Source organism: Roseitalea porphyridii (assembly GCF_004331955.1).
GTDB classification, from domain to species: Bacteria; Pseudomonadota; Alphaproteobacteria; order Rhizobiales; family Rhizobiaceae; genus Roseitalea; species Roseitalea porphyridii.
This window is the reverse complement of sequence record NZ_CP036532.1, coordinates 2,285,441-2,301,035: the sequence shown is the minus strand read 5'-3', so window position 1 is coordinate 2,301,035 and position 15,595 is coordinate 2,285,441. Positions and strand designations below refer to the sequence as shown.

Below are 15,595 nucleotides of genomic sequence, written 5' to 3'. Positions count from 1 at the left end.
CGTCACTCGGCCGCCAGCTTCGGCTCGGCGGCGGCGCCGTAGGGCACGTTGCGGCCGCCATAGCGGCGCACGCGCACATTGGCCTGCTCGGCGTGGCCGACAAAGCCCTCCAGCATGCACAGGCGCGAGCAGTATTCGCCGATCTCGGTGGCCGCCTCGTCGGTGAGCACCTTCTGATAGGAATGGGTCTTGAGGAACTTGCCGACCCACAGCCCGCCCGTATAGCGGCCCGCCTTCTTCGTCGGCAGGGTGTGGTTGGTGCCGATCACCTTGTCGCCATTGGCGACGTTGGTGCGGGCGCCAAGGAACAGTGCGCCGTAGCAGGTCATGTGTTCAAGGAACCAGTCGTCGCGATCGGTCATCACCTGCACGTGCTCGGAGGCGATGTCGTCGGCGACGGCGAGCATCTCGTCATAACTGTCGCAGACGATCACCTCGCCATAATCCTCCCAGCTCTTCGATGCCGTCTCGGCGGTCGGCAGGATCGCCAGCAGCCGGTCGATCTCGGCGAGCGTGTCGCAGGCGAGCTTTTCGGAATTTGTGACGAGGACGGCGGGCGAATTGTAGCCGTGCTCGGCCTGGCCGAGCAGATCGGTCGCGCACAGTTCGGCGTCCGCGCCCGTCTCGTCGGCGATGACCATGGTTTCGGTGGGGCCGGCGAACAGGTCGATGCCGACGCGCCCGAACAGCTGCCGCTTGGCCTCGGCGACGAAGGCGTTGCCGGGGCCGACCAGCATGTGCACCGGTTCGATCGTCTCGGTGCCGAGCGCCATGGCGCCGACGGCCTGGATGCCGCCGAGCACGTAGATCTCGTGCGCGCCGCCCAGATGCATGGCCGCGATGACGGCCGGGTTCGGCTCGCCCTTGAAGGGCGGAGTGGCGGCGATGATGCGCGGCACGCCGGCCACCGAGGCGGTCGCGACGGACATGTGAGCCGAGGCGACCATCGGGAACTTGCCGCCGGGCACGTAGCAGCCGACCGACTGGACCGGGATGTTCTTGTGGCCGAGGATGACGCCGGGCAGCGTCTCGACTTCGATGTCGAGCATGGAATCGCGCTGGGCCTGTGCGAAGTTGCGCACCTGTGCCTGGGCGAAGCGGATGTCGTCCATGTCGCGCTCGGAGACCCTTGCCATGAGGGCCTCGATCTCGCTTTCGGTCAGCCTGAAGGCGGGCGGGGCATAATTGTCGAACTTCTCGGACAGGTCCCGCACCGCCGAGTCGCCCCGTGCCTCGATCTCGGCGAGCGTTTCCTCGACGATGGCGCGAACCCTGGAATCCTCCTCGGCGCGTTCGGTCTCGGGCTTTGCGGTCTTCAGATGGCGGATCGGCATGACGGGCACTCCCTGTTGCATTGAGAATACGTATTCTCAACGCGCGATCAAGTGGTTTCGCGACGCTTGTTGACAGGGCCCGGCTGGGGTCGCATGTCGAAGACAACGCAGGGTTCACACCCCGAGCCGGAGAAGGATGATGGCCGCCATCGAGATCGTCGAAGTGTCGCCGCGCGACGGCCTGCAGAACGAGAAGACGCTGCTGTCGACCGCGGACAAGCTGACGCTGATCGACCGGGCGATCGCGGCGGGCGTGCGGCGGATGGAGGTGGCGAGCTTCGTCAATCCCAAGAAGGTCCCGCAGATGGCGGACGCCGAGGCGGTGATGTCCGGCCTGCCCGCGCGTGCCGATGTGACCTATGTGGGGCTGGCCCTGAACGATCGCGGCTTCTCGCGGGCGCTTCAGGCCGGTGTCGACGAGGTCAATTTTGCGGTCATGGCCTCCGATACCTTCAACCAGCGCAACCAGGGCGCGGATGCGTTCGAGACGATCGGCCAGCTCGAGACGATCGCCGCGCGCGCCAGGGGGGCCGTGCCGGTGGGCGTCACGGTCGGCACCGCCTTCGGCTGTCCGTTCGAGGGGGAGATACCGGTCGACCGGCTGCTTTCGATCGTCGATGCGCTCGCCGCCATCGCGCCGCGCGAGATCGCGCTCGCCGACACGATCGGCGTCGCGACGCCGCGCGACGTGGCGAGGCGGGTCGGCGCGGTGCGGGCGCGGTTTCCGAAGATCCCGATCCGCTGTCATTTCCACAACACGCGCAACACCGGCATCGCCAATGCGTGGGCGGCGATCGAGGCGGGAGCGGCGACGCTCGATGCAAGCCTTGGCGGGGTCGGCGGCTGTCCGTTCGCACCGGCGGCGACCGGCAACATCGCGACAGAGGACCTTGTCTACATGCTCGATCGGGCCGGCATCGAGACCGGGCTCGATCTCGAGGCCTGTATCGGCGCCGCGCGGTGGCTCGAGGAAGCGCTCGGCCATTCGCTGCCGGGGCAGGTGATGAAGGCGGGCGGGTTTCCCGACGTAGCCTGAGACCGCTCAGTCGGCGCCGCGCACGCCGATGCTGAGCCCCTCGCGCGGCTTGAGGACGCGCTGGACGAAGAAGACCAGCGCGGCCATGGCAAGCCCGATGATGTCGGTCATCACCGAACCCTCGATCAGCACCAGCGCGGTGCCGATCAGCGCGACGCGCAGGAACCAGACCGTCTTCTTGCCGAAGAACCAGCCCTGAACCCCGGCCGCCAGCAGGAACACGCCGAGCATCGCGGTCAGGACCGCGCGTATGATCTCGATCGTGTGCGAATCCATCAGGAGCGCAGAATTGTAGAAAAACATGAACGGGACGACGAAGGCGGCAATGCCGATCTTGAACGAGGCGACCGAGGTCTCCATCGGGTTTGCACCGGAGACGCCCGCGGCCGCGTAGGAGGCGAGCGCCACCGGCGGCGTGATCGCCGAGACGACGGCGAAATAGAACACGAAGAAATGCGCCGTCAGCGGCTGGATTCCGAGTTCGACGAGACCGGGCGCAACCACCGATGCGGCGACCGCGTAGGCCGCCGTCGTCGGCATGCCCATGCCGAGCAGGATCGCGATGCACATCGCGAAGATGAGGGCCAGCAGCTGGGAGGCTTCGGCGAGACCCAGAAGCAGGTTGGAAAACCGGGCGCCGACGCCGGTCAGCGAGATCACGCCGACGATGATGCCGGCGCAGGCGCACACCGCGATGATCTGGATCGACATGACGCCGGCGATGTTGAAGGCCTTGATGATCGAGCGCAGGCCCATCCGATGCGGGGTCAGCCAGCTGACGACGGCGGCGGCGGCGGTCGCCAGCGTGCCCGCGCGGATCACCGAATAGCCCTGGAACAGCGCGTAGATCAGGATGATGATCGGGATGAACAGGAAGGCGCGGCGGGCCATGTCGGCGAATTTGGGCAGTTCGTCCTCGCGCATGCCGCGCATGCCGAGCTTGGCAGCCTCGAAGTCGACCATGAAGAAGATCGAGATGAAGTAGAGCACCGCCGGGATGATCGCGGCAATGGCGATCTCGGTGTAGGGAATGCCGGTGATCTCGGCCATGATGAAGGCGCCCGCGCCCATGATCGGCGGCATGATCTGCCCGCCGGTGGAGGCGGCGGCCTCGATCGCGCCGGCGGTCTTCTTGTGATAGCCGACCTTCTTCATAAGCGGGATGGTCAGCGATCCGGTGGCGACGACGTTGCCGGCGCTGGTGCCATTGATCATGCCCATCAGGCCCGAGGCGAAGATCGCCACCTTGGCCGGTCCGCCGCGCGCCCGTCCGGCGGCGGCAAAGGCGAAGTTGACGAAATAGTCGCCGACCTTGGACGCCTGCAGGAATGCGGCGAAGATGATGAACAGGATGATGTAGGTCGACGAGACGGCGGTGGTCGGGCCGAGAATGCCGGCATCGGTGTAGACCTGGGAGAAGAAGCGCTGCCAGGAAATGGCCGGCGAATTCAGAAAGCCGGGCAGATAGTGGCCGGTGAAGACGTAGAGCAGAAAAATCGCAGAGATCACCACCAGCGCCATGCCGGCGACGCGGCGGGTCAGTTCCATGATCAGCAGCGTGCCGGCGACGGCGGAGATGGAGATGCCGATCGGCGCGAACGGCGTGCCGGTCGAGTTGCGCATCAGGGTGCCATAGATGGTGATCAGATAGGCGGCGACCGCGACGCCGCAGACCGCCAGCACCAGATCGAGCGGGTTGACCGCGCCGCGTCCGCGCCGGTCGAACCAGGACAGGACGATGCCGCCGACCGTCGCGGTCATCAGCGGGGCGCCGAACAGCCAGGTCTCGTTGAAACGGATGCCCGCATCCATGCCGTTCCACATCACCCCGCCGGCGATCTCGACGGCGAACGACAGGGCCGTTCCCAGCGCGAACAGCGCCGGGACCATCAGCGCCAGCGCGGCCCAGGTGAACAGCGGGTTGGTTTCGCTGCGATCGGAAGCAAAGCGCGTGCCGCCGAACAGAAGGAAGCCGAGCGCCAGCGCGCCGGCGATATGGACGATCCGGAAATTCCAGGTCTCCATCGGGAAGGTGGGAAGGAAGGGGATGACGACCGCGCCGCCGGTCATCTCCGAGATCGAAAGGCCGTTCAGCGCCGCCATGTGGAAAGCCGCGTAGACGGTGGCGAACAAGCTGATCACGAGATAGGTGCGGCCCTCATAGAGGCGGCGGTTGCTTTCGACGGGCTCTTCGTCGACCCCATCGGCAACGACCACCTCGTCGGTTTGTGCGGTTTTCTCGCTCATCATCCCCTCCCGGTCGCGGCATGCATGCGGCGCAGGGCGCCAGTGTGCCACGATCCCGCGCGAAGACCACGCCCGGCGTCCGGGCGCGGCAACTCGTGACTGGTCTGACCGAAGCCGGTCAGCCGCCGTGGATCATGTCGGCGGGAATGTCGGCGCCGGCATTTTCCATGAACCATTTGGCGGCACCGGGATGCCACTTCATGACCTTGTTCTTGTCCCAGTTCTCCGGAACGGTCGAGGCGGCGGCGCGGTGGATGTTCACCATGCGCTCATTGTCCGACATGACGACGTCAACGACCGCGTTGACAAAGCTTTCGGGCAGTTCGCAGTTGGCGATCGCGAAGTTCCACATCGACACCGAGCGCGCGTCGCTTTCGAGCGTCGTGTAGGTGTCCGCGCCGATCGTGAACTCGGAGACCGGGAAAGCCTCCATGATCTGCGCCTGCTCTTCCTCGGTGAACTCGATGATGTTGATGTCGGTCTGCACCTCGAGCTGGCTGACCGCCGGAACCGGCACGCCGGCGGCGAACGCGATCACGTCGAGCAGGCCGTCCTGCAGCTGGCCGCCAAGGTCGGACCAGCCGCCGTTGCGCCGTTCGAATTCGACGCCGAGCGTTTCCATCATGCGCGGGAAGTAGGTGTCCGAGGTCGAGCCTGCCGGGCCGAAGCCGATCTTGGCGCCGGCGGGAATGTCGGCGATCGAGCCGATGCCCGACGAGGACAGCGCGGTCACCGAGAACGGCGTCTGGTACATCGGGAACATCGCGCACGCATTGGTCATTTCGAGACCCGGCGCGATCGGGTTCGTGCCGGCGATCGATTCGGCGGCCGGTCCCATCGTGGTCATGCCGAATGCGGCTTCGCCCGTGTGTACGAGCGCCATGTTCTGCATCGGTCCGCCGGTCACCTCGCCGCCGCCCGAAAGGCCCAGTTCCTCGGCGACCAGGTTGGCCCAGCCCGAACCGTAGGCGAAATAGGTGCCGCCCTGGCTGGCGGTGCCGACCGTGAAGCTCTCCGGCCAGCCTTCGCGATCCTGCGCGCCAGCCGCCGTGGCGGTGAGCGCGACGAGGGCGACAGCCGACATCATCTGAGACAGTTTCATGAGATCCTCCTGTTGATACGCGGCCCGCCGCATGGCGGCGTCGGCCGTTTGCCGGACGGGCCTCCTCCCGTCCGTGTCCGGAACGCGGACATGGGCGCCGCTTTGAGCCCGGCGCCACCGCGACGCAACAGCGGTCGGGCGGCAAAACCGGCGCCAGTGCGAAAACCGCGCGCCGATGGGCGGAATACGACACATGCGCCCCGCCAAAGTGGGCGGAAATCGACACACGGGCAGCCGCCCCGTCAGGCGCCGGCCTCGTCCGTCGTAAAGGCATCGCGCGACAGGCCGTATTTCTGCATCTTCTCGTAGAGCGCCTTTCGCGAAAGGCCGAGCGCCTCGTAGGTCTCCTTGAGGCTGCCGGCGTGGGCGGTGAGGCTGGCCGCGATCAGGGCCTTCTCGTGCTCGGCGAGTTGCTCGGCGAGACTGACCGGCGCCGTACCGGGTCCTGCGCCGACGCCGTTGACGCCGATGTCCAGATCGAGGCCGAGCGCGAACCGGTCCGCCGCGTTGCGCAGCTCGCGCACATTGCCGGGCCAGTCGCGCGCGGCGACCGCGTTGAGCACGGCGCCGGGAATGGCCGGGGCAGGGCGCTTGTAGCGGGCGGCCGCTTCGTTGACGAGCTGGACGAACAGGCGCGGCACGTCCTCCCGGCGCTCGGTGAGGTCGGGCACGCGCAGCGTGACGACGTTCAGCCGGTAGAGCAGGTCGCTGCGGAACCGGCCGGCGGCGGCCGCGGCCTCGAGATCGGTCTTGCTGGCAGCGATGAAACGGACATCGAGCTCGACCGGATCGTTGGAGCCCAGCCGCGTGATGGCGCGATCCTGGACCACATGCAGCAGCTTCGCCTGCATCGGCTGGGGCATCGATTCGATCTCGTCGAGGAACACGGTGCCGCCGCGCCCGTGCTCGAACTTGCCATACCGGGCCCGCGTCGCGCCGGGGAAGGCGCCGGCCTCGTGGCCGAACAGTTCGCTCTCGATCAGCGCCTCGGGCAGCGCGGCGCAATTGATGTGCACGAAAGGACGTTCGCTGCGGCTGCTGGCCCGGTGCAGGGCGCGCGCGGCCACTTCCTTGCCGGTGCCGGTGGCGCCGACGATCAGCACGTCCGCCTCGGTTTCGGCGATCGCGCGGATGCGGTGGCGCAGCGCCACCATCTGTGCGCTGCGGCCGGTCAGGCGCGCCTCGATCGCGTCGCGGCCGCCGACCTGCGAGCGCAGCGCGCGGTTCTCAAGCGTCAGCCGGCGCTTGTCGAGCGCCCGCCTGACCGTGTCCACGAGCCGGCTTGGCGCATAGGGCTTTTCGAGGAAATCGTAGGCGCCCTCGCGCATGCACTGGACGGCGAGTTCGACATCGCCGTGGCCGGTCACCAGGATCACCGGGAATTCCGGGTCGATCTCCAGCGACCGGCGCATCAGGTCGATGCCGTCCATGCCGGGCATGCGGATGTCGGTGACCAGGACGCCGGGAAAGCTGCGGCCGACCAGCGCGAGCGCCTTGTCGGCCTGATCGAGGCAGGTCACGTCCAGGTCGGCCAGTTGCAGCGACTGCGCGGCGGCAAGCCGCAGATGCTCCTCGTCGTCGACGAACAGAACCGTTTCGCCGGTCATTCGGCGGCCACCGTCTGAAGCGTGTGCGCGGCCTGATCGGGCGCGGCGGTGCGGGCAAGATCGACGGTGAAGACCGCGCCGCCTTCGCGATGGTTGCGCGCCGACAGCGAGCCGCCGAAATCGCGAATGATGTTGTAGGAGATCGAAAGGCCCAGCCCCAGCCCCTTGCCCGGGCTCTTGGTGGTGAAGAAGGGATCGAACACCTTCTCGTGCAGGTCGGCGTCGAGGCCCGGCCCGTGGTCGCGCACCATGATCCGGCAGCGGCCTTCCTCTTCCTCGATCGCAAGCGCGATGCGCCGGTCGTCCGACTGGTCCATGGCGTCGAGCGCGTTGCCGAGCAGGTTGACGATCACCTGCTGCAGGCGGACATGGCCGCCCATCACCCAGATCTCGTCGGCCGGCCGGTCGACGGCGACATCGGCGCGCGCTGCCTTCAGTCGCGCGGCCATCAGCCCGAGCGCGTCGTCGATCACGGCGACAAGCGGGATCGGCCCGATCTTCTGCTGCGGGCGGCGGGCGAAATTGCGCAGGTGCCGGGAAATGGCGGCCATGCGGTCGGCCATCTGCGAGATGCGTCCGACATTGTCGCGCGCGTCCTCGGTGCGGCCGCGATCGAGGAAGGCGGCGGCGTTGTCGGCATAGGTCTTCACCGCGGCGAGCGGCTGGTTGAACTCGTGGCTGAGCGCGGCCGACATCTGGCCGAGCGCGGCGAGCTTGCCGGCCTGGACCAGTTCGGCCTGGGTGGCGCGCAGGCGCTGCTCGGTCGCCTTGCGTTCCTCGATCTCCCCGCGCAGCTTGCTGTTGGCCGTGTTGAGGTCGGCGGTGCGCTCGGCAACGCGCCGTTCCAGCAGTTCCTGGGTGGCGCGCTGCGCTTCGAGCCGTTCGACGAGCCGGGCCCGACGCTGGATGAACACGGCCGCGATCAGTCCGGCGAACAGGATGACGAGGACGAGCACGGCGAGTGTCGCCAGCGCCTGCGCGCGCGCCGGCGCGGTCGGCGTCAGGATAGCGACGTTCCAGCCGGTCTCGGCGATCGGGGTGGCGCTGGTGACGAAGCTCTCGGCGCCCGCGTCGGTCGCGATCTCGACGTGGGAGATGCGGCCGGCGATCGGCGTGCGCTCCAGATCGAGCGGATGCAGTTCGTCGAGCGGGTACTGCCGGTTGGTGGTGATCTCTTCGAGGGCCCGGTCCGAAAGGGGTGACAGGGTGCGGAAATGCCAGTCGGCGCGGTTCGACATGAAGATCACGTCGTTGGCGTCGCTGACGATGATGTCGGTGTCGCCGGCGCGCCAGGCGTCCTCGAAGGCGTCGACGGTGAACTTGACCGCGACGACGCCGAGGACCGTCTGCCCCTCGAACACCGGGGTGGCGAAGAAATAGCCACGCTCGCCAGAAGTGGTGCCAAGGGCGAAATAGCGGCCGATGCCGCCGGCCAGCGCTTCGGTGAAATAGGGCCGGTAGTAGAAACTGCGGCCGACGAAGGACAGCTCCTTGTGATGGTTGCTGGCGACCAGCGTCAGCCCGCTGCGGTCCATCAGATAGACATCCGATGCGGCGACGTCGTCGGCCGTCTGCCGCAGTTCCTCGTTGATGCGGGTGCGCAGGTCGGCATTGTCGGGATCGCGCAGAAGATCGCGCAGGACGGGCCGTTCGGCGATCAGCGCGGGCAGCGGCTCGTAGCGGCGCAACGCGCCCTCGAGCCCCTGCACGGCGAGGCGGAGCGTCGCCTCGCTGCGCTCGCCGGCCTGCAGCATGAAGGTGCGTTCGAGGCGCGGCAGCGCGGCGATGCTGATCGCCAGGGCGACCACCATGATGCCGGCAAGCCAGATGATGGCGTGGTTGCGCACCGCGCCGTTGTGCGTTCCTCCCCGCATGGCGCGATTATGGCGCGGCCGGGCGCGGTTGCATAGTTCGTTTCGGGCCGCAAACGAACGCGGTCACAGCGATCTCACCGGCCGATCGCGACAATTGTAACTGTTAAAGCTAACAAACAGTAATACTTGTCCATACTTGCTCGTACGGCTAGCCCGACCTTCAAAGACCGGGAGTGTGCGTATGAGCTGGAACTTTGTCCGTCGTTTTGCTCGCAGCGTCGAACAGCACGGCGATCGCATCGCCCTCGTCGAAGGCAAGACCTCGCTGAGCTATGCGGACCTCGCCGAACGGGCGCGACACGTCGCCGGCCAACTCCGCCCCACCCTCGGGGAAGGGCGTCGCGTCGGCGTTCTCGGCTCGCGCAGCATCGAGGCCTGCGCGGCGTTTCTGGGCACGGCCTGGGCTGGGGGCACCTATGTTCCGCTCGGCCTCAACCAGCCCGAGGCGCGTCTCATCGCCCTTTTCGAACAGCTTGAACTGGACGCTTTGATCGTCGACGGGACCGGCGCCAAGCGCCTGTCACCCGAACTGCGGCGCGCCGCACCCGATCTCGTTCTTGTCCCGGACGGGCCGGCGGGCCGGTTCGCCCCGCTCGCAAGCGCGCCCGCGCCCGTGCCGATGACGGAGCCGGCAGCCGTCGGGCCGGAGCATCTGGCCTACATCATCTTCACGTCCGGCACGACGGGCATGCCCAAGGGCGTGATGGTGAACTCGCGGTCGATCGGTCTTTACCTCGACGCGATCGAACCTTGGTACAGGCTCGGACCCGACGATCGCGCCGCCGAGACGTGCGAGACCAATTTCGACCTTTCGATCCACAACATGATGACCGCCTGGAGCGGCGGCGCGGCGCTGCACATGATGCGGCCGCTCGATCTGGTCGCGCCGGCGCGCTTCATCCGCTCCCACGAGATCACGACCTGGCTCTCGGTGCCCTCGATCATCACTCTGATGCGTCAGGCGGGCAACCTCACGGCGGGCAGCCTGCCGTCGCTGCGCCTGACCTGGTTCTGCGGCGAGCCGCTGTCCGAGCAGGCGGTGCGCGACTGGGCGATGGCGGCGCCCAATTCGGTTATCGAGAATTTCTATGGACCCACCGAGATCACCGTGGCCGTGCTGCGCCAGCGCTGGCAGGGCAACGGCCCGATCACGCCCGAGCGGGGCATCGTGGCCATCGGAACGCCCATCGATGGCGTCGAGGCGCTGATCGTCGACGACAAGCGCCGGCCCGTTCCGGACGGCACGCCCGGCGAGATCGCGCTCGTCGCAACGCAGTGCGCGGACGGCTATTTCCGCAAGCCCGAACTGACCGCCGAGCGGTTCGTTTCGTTTGACGGAACCTCCGCCTACCTGACCGGGGACCGGGGCTATCGCGACGCCGACGGCGTGTTCCACCATCTCGGCCGGCTCGACAACCAGATCAAGTTCAAGGGCCACCGGATCGAACTCGAGGAGATCGATGCGCGCCTGCGCGAGGCCGCCGGCTCGGCCATGGTCGGCACGGTAACGTGGCCGATGGACGGTGACACGGTGAAGGGACTGGCCGGCTTCTTCGCCGTGCCCGGGCTCGATCCCGAAGATGTGCGCGCGAAGCTGCGGTCGGTGCTGCCGGCCTACATGGTTCCCGAGCGCATCGAGAACCTTGCCGAGATGCCGCTGAGCGGCAACGGCAAGGTCGACCGCAAGGCGCTTGTCGCGATGCTCGACGAACGCGCGGACGAGCGGGCGGTCGCCTGATGAGCACTGTCGTCACACCGGGCCGCGGCGGCGCAGGTTCCTCGCTTCCCAATCCGCTCGCCTGGCGCCGGTGGTGGCTCGGCATCGACAAGAACGAAAGCGCCATCGCCTGGGCGCAGACGCTGCCCGGACAGGCGGCGATCCATCTGGTGCTGATCGGCTGTCTGGCGCTGGTGCCGGTGCTGCGGACGAGCCATGTGGCGCTGATCGCGGTGTCGCTGGTCCTGTGCTGGGCGCTGCCGAGACACCGGCTGCAGGTGGTTGCGTTGACCGGGGCGGCGTACTTCCTGCTGCGGCCGTTCAAGCTTGGCCCGATCTACGACTATTTCGATCAGACCGGGTTCGCCGCCATGGCGACCGGCGTGGGGCTTCCCGGCGACGTGATGCTGGTGCCGCTCGGCATCGCCTTCCTCGGTTTCGCCGCGGCGATGATGTGGAACCAGAGCCGGCGCGCGTTCGGTTTCGCCAGCGACCGGCCGCTCCTGTTCATGACGGCGCTCGGCGCGGTCCTGACCGTTGCGACCCTGGCGGTGCCGCAGGACCACGCGGCCTTCCTGCCGTTCTGGCTGGCGCTCGCCTTCCTGACGCAGAGCTTCTTCTTTCTGGGCTACGTGCTGCTCGACATGCGCGGCAAGACGCCGATACCGGGCCATCTGAAGATCGGCTTCATGCGTCCGTTCTGGGCGGGCTTTTCGACGCCGATCAAGGGACCGGCCTATTTCAACAAGTTCAGCGCCAAGTCTGACGTGGATCTGGCCGTTGCACGGCTGAAAGGGCTCAAGCTGATCGTCTGGGCCTCGATCCTGTTTGCGATCTGGGAATGGGGCTTCAACCGCCTGATCTTCGGGCAACTGGGCTTTCCGCGCCTGGACGACCTGATCGCGGCCACCGCGGCGGGCGAAGGCGCTCATCTCGGCGTGCGCTGGGGTGCGGTGGCGCTCGACTTTCTGGCGACGGTGATCCTGATGGGCGCGGCGATGCATGCCATCGTCGCGGCGATCCGCGTTGCGGGATTTGCCATTCCGCGCGGTATGGTCCGGCCGCTCTCGTCGCGAACGATCGCCGAGTTCTGGGGCCGGTATCTGTTCTATTTCAAGGAGATGCTGGTCGACCTGTTCTTCTATCCGGCGTTCCGGCGCTACTTCAGGTCGAACCCGCGCCTGCGCATGGCGTTCGCCACCTTCTGCGCCGCCTTCATCGGCAATGTGTTCTTCGACTTCTTCCATGCGCTGCCGCTGCTTGCGGTCGAGGACCCGCTCCGTATCTGGCAGGGCTTTTATTCCTACTGCGTGTATGCGGGCATCCTGACGGTCGGGATCATCTGGTCGCAGCAGTTCCAGCGTCCGCCCAGCCCCGATCAGGGCTGGTTCCGCTACGACGTTGTGCCACGCGCGCAGGTGATCACCTTCTTCGCCTTGCTGCAGGTGGTCGACGATTCCTCGGCGATCGTCCCCATCGAGGAGCGTCTTCGCTTTCTGGTCGGTCTATTCGGAGTGATGTGATGGATGATGCGAAACTGGGCGCGCTGCGCCAGACGATCGGTGCGATGCTGGTCAAGCGCGGCATGCCGGCCGAATTCGGCGACGACGATTCGCTGTTCGACAGCGGCGCGCTCGATTCGATGTCCGCGGTCAATCTGCTGATGGAACTCGAAAGCGTGTTCGGGCTCGACCTGAGCGATCCCGACTTCGACATCTCGCGGATCGACACGTTCGCCGAGATCACCGAACTGGTGAAGCAGCCGGCCTGACCGAGGGCCGGCCGACGTCACGCCAAGCAGGTCAGACCCGCTCGAGCGCGACCGCGATGCCCTGGCCGACGCCGATGCACATGGTGGCCAGCGCGCGGTTGCCCTTGCGTTCGGCGAGTTCGAGCGCGGCCGTGCCGGCGATGCGCGCACCCGACATGCCGAGCGGATGGCCGAGCGCGATCGCCCCGCCATTGGGATTGACGTGCGCCGCGTCGACCGGAAGCGACAGTTCCCGCAGCACCGCGATCGCCTGGGAGGCGAACGCCTCGTTCAGTTCGACGACATCGAACTCGGACGGCTCCATGCCCAGCCGGCCGCACAGCTTGCGCGATGCCGGCGCGGGGCCGATGCCCATGATGCGCGGCGGAACGCCGGCGGCGGCGCCGCCGAGGACGCGCGCGATCGGGGTCAGTCCATGCCGGGCCGCCGCCGCTTCGGAAGCAACGATCAGCGCGGCCGCGCCGTCATTGACGCCCGAGGCGTTGCCGGCGGTCACCGATCCACCCTGACGGAAGGGCGTCGGCAGGCCGGCGAGCTTTTCCAGCGTCGTCGCGCGCGGGTGCTCGTCGGTGTCGACGACGACCGGGTCGCCCTTGCGCTGTGGGATGGTGACCGGGACGATTTCCTTTGCGAAGCGGCCCGAGGCGATCGCCGCGGCTGCGCGCTTCTGGCTGCGCAGGGCGAACGCGTCCTGCTCCTCGCGGCTGACCGCGAATTCGGCGGCAACGTTCTCACCGGTCTCGGGCATCGAATCGATGCCGTACTGCGCTTCGAGCACCTTGTTGACGAAGCGCCAGCCGATCGTGGTGTCGTAGACGGCATTGGCGCGCGAGAACGCGGCTTCGGCCTTGGGCATGACGAAGGGCGCGCGCGACATCGATTCGACGCCGCCTGCGATGAAGAGTTCGCCTTCGCCGGCGCGGATCGCGCGTGCGGCGGCGATCACCGCGTCCATGCCCGACCCGCACAGCCGGTTCATGGTCGTTCCGGGCACCGTTTCGGGCAGGCCGGCCAGAAGCGCCGACATGCGCGCCACGTTGCGGTTGTCCTCGCCGGCCTGGTTGGCGCAGCCATAGATGACATCGTCGACCGCCTGCCAGTCCACGCCGGTGTGGCGCTCGACCAGGGCGCGGATCGGCACGGCGCCCAGATCGTCCGGGCGCACCTGCGACAGCGCGCCGCCATAGCGGCCGATCGGCGTGCGGACATAGGCGCAGATGAAGGCTTCGGTGATCGTTCCCATCGTCTGTGGTCTCTCCCCTTGCGGTCGTGGCGGGGCGGGAAACGGCCGATGTGACTTGCCTCGGCCCCGCGTTTCATGCCCCATATGCCGTATCGTCAGGCCGGTCGCGTCAAAGTCCGGCGTTGATGGTTACAAATGGACGGTCGATGACAGCCCCATGGCGCATCGCACGCATGTCCGGATCGGTGAGCGGTATGGATCGCATCGTCAAATCTCGCGCCTCGGCCGGACTGGCGCCCGCCATGGTCGGAAGCGGGCTAGCACGGTCCGCGCCGGAAAGCGATATTTTGTTTATCGACCGGTCGGTGAATGAATTGCAATCGGCGCGCGATCATGCTTTCGTCGGCTGCGCCATCGCTCCGGACGCGCCAGCGGGAACGATGGCAGGCGCGCCAGAGCCGTGCTTTCGCACCGGTTTCCGGCACGGCCGCGCGGAGGGTGAGAGCGCGGCCGGGGTCATCCGGCGGCGAGCCGGGACGGCCACGGGTGCAAAAAATGGGGCTGGCGCTGTGATGCAATATATATCATAAATGGCACTATATTGCCTTAGGCGACCGTTCGCCTCGAGTGTCTGAAAGGGAGGAACCACATGACAACTCGCAGAACTGTACTGGGACTTGCGGCCGGCGTGATGGCGGCAGCGACGCTGGCCGTTTCGGCGCCGGCGGCCATGGCGCAGGAGGTCACGCTCCGCCTGCACCAGTTCCTGCCGGCACAGGCCAACGTGCCCAAGCTGGTGCTCGATGTCTGGGCCGACAATGTCGAAGAGGCATCGGACGGCCGCATCAAGGTCGAGCGCTATCCGTCGATGCAGCTTGGCGGCACGCCGCCAGAACTGATCGACCAGGCGATCGATGGCATCGCCGACGTGGTGTGGACCGTGGTCGGCTACACGCCGGGCCGCTTCCCCTCGACCGAGGTGTTCGAACTTCCGTTCATGGTGTCCGATGCGCGTGCCGCCTCGAGCGCCTACTGGCAGATGTTCGAAGAGCACATGAAGGACACCGAGTTCTCCGACGTGCACATTCTGGGCACGTGGGTGCATGGTCCGGGCATGTTCCACGCCAACAAGGAGATCCGCACGCCCGACGATCTGCAGGGCATGCGCATCCGCGGCGCGACCCGTCAGGTCAACGCGCTGCTCGAAGAACTCGGCGCGACCCCGGTCGGCATGCCGGTGCCGGCGGTTTCCGAAGCGCTGTCGAAGGGCGTGATCGACGGCACGACCATTCCGTGGGAAGTCACCACGGCGTTGCGCGTGCCCGAACTGGTCGAGAACCACACCGAGTTCGAAGGCACCGGCCTTTACAACGTGACCTTCGTGCTGGCCATGAACAAGGACCGCTACGAGAGCCTGCCCGACGATCTGAAGGCGGTGATCGACGAGAATTCGGGTCACGACTTCTCGGTCTTCGCCGGCGGCACGCAGGCCGACGCCGACGGTCCGGCGCGTCAGGTGGCGGTCGACCTGGGCAACAACATCATCACGGTGGGTGAAGACCAGGTCAGCGTCTGGCGCGAACGGTCCGAGCCGATCTACGAGGCCTGGGTCTCCGAAATGAACGAGAAGGGCATCGACGGTCAGGCCCTGATCGATCAGGCGCGCTCGCTGATGGACGCCTACGAAGGCAGCAACTGACACAGTCTGCACAACGTGCCGCGGC

12 protein-coding genes are annotated in these 15,595 nt (G+C 67.2%); 6 read left to right on the top strand and 6 right to left on the bottom strand.

Annotation, left to right across the window (positions count from 1 at the left end; genetic code table 11):
- Positions 1-2: 2 nt before the first annotated feature.
- Positions 3-1,334, bottom strand: coding sequence for a histidinol dehydrogenase (gene hisD / locus E0E05_RS11230; RefSeq protein WP_131616794.1), 1,332 nt, complete (start codon positions 1,332-1,334; stop codon positions 3-5).
- Between the two features lie 139 nt (positions 1,335-1,473).
- Between hisD and E0E05_RS11225 the strand changes: the two genes are divergently transcribed.
- Complete coding sequence (locus E0E05_RS11225) at positions 1,474-2,370, top strand: hydroxymethylglutaryl-CoA lyase (RefSeq protein WP_131616793.1); 897 nt, start codon at positions 1,474-1,476, stop codon at positions 2,368-2,370.
- Between the two features lie 6 nt (positions 2,371-2,376).
- Here E0E05_RS11225 and E0E05_RS11220 read toward each other — a convergent pair whose 3' ends face one another.
- From E0E05_RS11220 to E0E05_RS11205, 4 genes are all read right to left on the bottom strand, one after another.
- Complete coding sequence (locus E0E05_RS11220; RefSeq protein WP_131616791.1) at positions 2,377-4,617, bottom strand: TRAP transporter permease; 2,241 nt, start codon at positions 4,615-4,617, stop codon at positions 2,377-2,379.
- 118 nt (positions 4,618-4,735) lie between these two features.
- A complete protein-coding gene (locus tag E0E05_RS11215; protein WP_131616790.1) occupies positions 4,736-5,719 on the bottom strand; it encodes a TAXI family TRAP transporter solute-binding subunit in 984 nt (327 codons plus the stop codon).
- Positions 5,720-5,961: 242 nt separating this feature from the next.
- A complete protein-coding gene (locus E0E05_RS11210; protein ID WP_131616789.1) occupies positions 5,962-7,326 on the bottom strand; it encodes a sigma-54-dependent transcriptional regulator in 1,365 nt (454 codons plus the stop codon).
- Positions 7,323-9,200, bottom strand: coding sequence for an ATP-binding protein (locus E0E05_RS11205; protein ID WP_131616788.1), 1,878 nt, complete (start codon positions 9,198-9,200; stop codon positions 7,323-7,325). The genes E0E05_RS11210 and E0E05_RS11205 overlap by 4 nt, the downstream gene beginning before the upstream one ends.
- Positions 9,201-9,381: 181 nt before the next feature.
- Here E0E05_RS11205 and E0E05_RS11200 point away from each other — a divergent pair, with 181 nt between their 5' ends.
- The 3 genes from E0E05_RS11200 to E0E05_RS17370 are packed head-to-tail and all read left to right on the top strand — an operon-like array spanning position 9,382 to position 12,688.
- Positions 9,382-10,938 carry an AMP-binding protein gene (locus E0E05_RS11200; RefSeq protein WP_131616787.1) on the top strand — a complete coding sequence of 519 codons (1,557 nt, stop codon included), beginning with the start codon at positions 9,382-9,384 and terminating at the stop codon, positions 10,936-10,938.
- Positions 10,938-12,440 carry a hypothetical protein gene (locus tag E0E05_RS17375; protein WP_158629351.1) on the top strand — a complete coding sequence of 501 codons (1,503 nt, stop codon included), beginning with the start codon at positions 10,938-10,940 and terminating at the stop codon, positions 12,438-12,440. The genes E0E05_RS11200 and E0E05_RS17375 overlap by 1 nt, the downstream gene beginning before the upstream one ends.
- Complete coding sequence (locus E0E05_RS17370) at positions 12,440-12,688, top strand: phosphopantetheine-binding protein (protein ID WP_158629350.1); 249 nt, start codon at positions 12,440-12,442, stop codon at positions 12,686-12,688. The genes E0E05_RS17375 and E0E05_RS17370 overlap by 1 nt, the downstream gene beginning before the upstream one ends.
- Before the next feature lie 31 nt (positions 12,689-12,719).
- Here the strand turns inward: E0E05_RS17370 and pcaF are convergent, their stop codons facing one another.
- Entirely contained in the window at positions 12,720-13,922 is a 1,203-nt protein-coding gene (pcaF, locus tag E0E05_RS11190; RefSeq protein ID WP_131618004.1) for a 3-oxoadipyl-CoA thiolase, read from the bottom strand.
- A 203-nt stretch (positions 13,923-14,125) separates the two neighbouring features.
- On the opposite strand from pcaF, the gene E0E05_RS11185 reads away from it, so the two are divergent.
- Together E0E05_RS11185 and E0E05_RS11180 are read left to right on the top strand one after the other, a co-directional pair.
- Positions 14,126-14,461: a hypothetical protein gene (locus E0E05_RS11185; protein ID WP_131616786.1), complete on the top strand. Its 336-nt coding sequence runs from the start codon at positions 14,126-14,128 to the stop codon at positions 14,459-14,461.
- A 59-nt stretch (positions 14,462-14,520) separates the two neighbouring features.
- Positions 14,521-15,570, top strand: a complete 1,050-nt coding sequence (locus E0E05_RS11180) for a TRAP transporter substrate-binding protein (protein WP_131616785.1) — start codon at positions 14,521-14,523, stop codon at positions 15,568-15,570.
- The last annotated feature ends 25 nt before the right edge of the window (positions 15,571-15,595 follow it).

Coding starts and splice junctions, on each gene's coding strand:
- hisD (WP_131616794.1), bottom strand. CDS start 1,334: ATGCCGATCCGCCATCTGAAGACCGCAAAGCCCGAGACCGAACGCGCC.
- E0E05_RS11225 (WP_131616793.1), top strand. CDS start 1,474: ATGGCCGCCATCGAGATCGTCGAAGTGTCGCCGCGCGACGGCCTGCAG.
- E0E05_RS11220 (WP_131616791.1), bottom strand. CDS start 4,617: ATGAGCGAGAAAACCGCACAAACCGACGAGGTGGTCGTTGCCGATGGG.
- E0E05_RS11215 (WP_131616790.1), bottom strand. CDS start 5,719: ATGAAACTGTCTCAGATGATGTCGGCTGTCGCCCTCGTCGCGCTCACC.
- E0E05_RS11210 (WP_131616789.1), bottom strand. CDS start 7,326: ATGACCGGCGAAACGGTTCTGTTCGTCGACGACGAGGAGCATCTGCGG.
- E0E05_RS11205 (WP_131616788.1), bottom strand. CDS start 9,200: ATGCGGGGAGGAACGCACAACGGCGCGGTGCGCAACCACGCCATCATC.
- E0E05_RS11200 (WP_131616787.1), top strand. CDS start 9,382: ATGAGCTGGAACTTTGTCCGTCGTTTTGCTCGCAGCGTCGAACAGCAC.
- E0E05_RS17375 (WP_158629351.1), top strand. CDS start 10,938: ATGAGCACTGTCGTCACACCGGGCCGCGGCGGCGCAGGTTCCTCGCTT.
- E0E05_RS17370 (WP_158629350.1), top strand. CDS start 12,440: ATGGATGATGCGAAACTGGGCGCGCTGCGCCAGACGATCGGTGCGATG.
- E0E05_RS11185 (WP_131616786.1), top strand. CDS start 14,126: ATGGATCGCATCGTCAAATCTCGCGCCTCGGCCGGACTGGCGCCCGCC.
- E0E05_RS11180 (WP_131616785.1), top strand. CDS start 14,521: ATGACAACTCGCAGAACTGTACTGGGACTTGCGGCCGGCGTGATGGCG.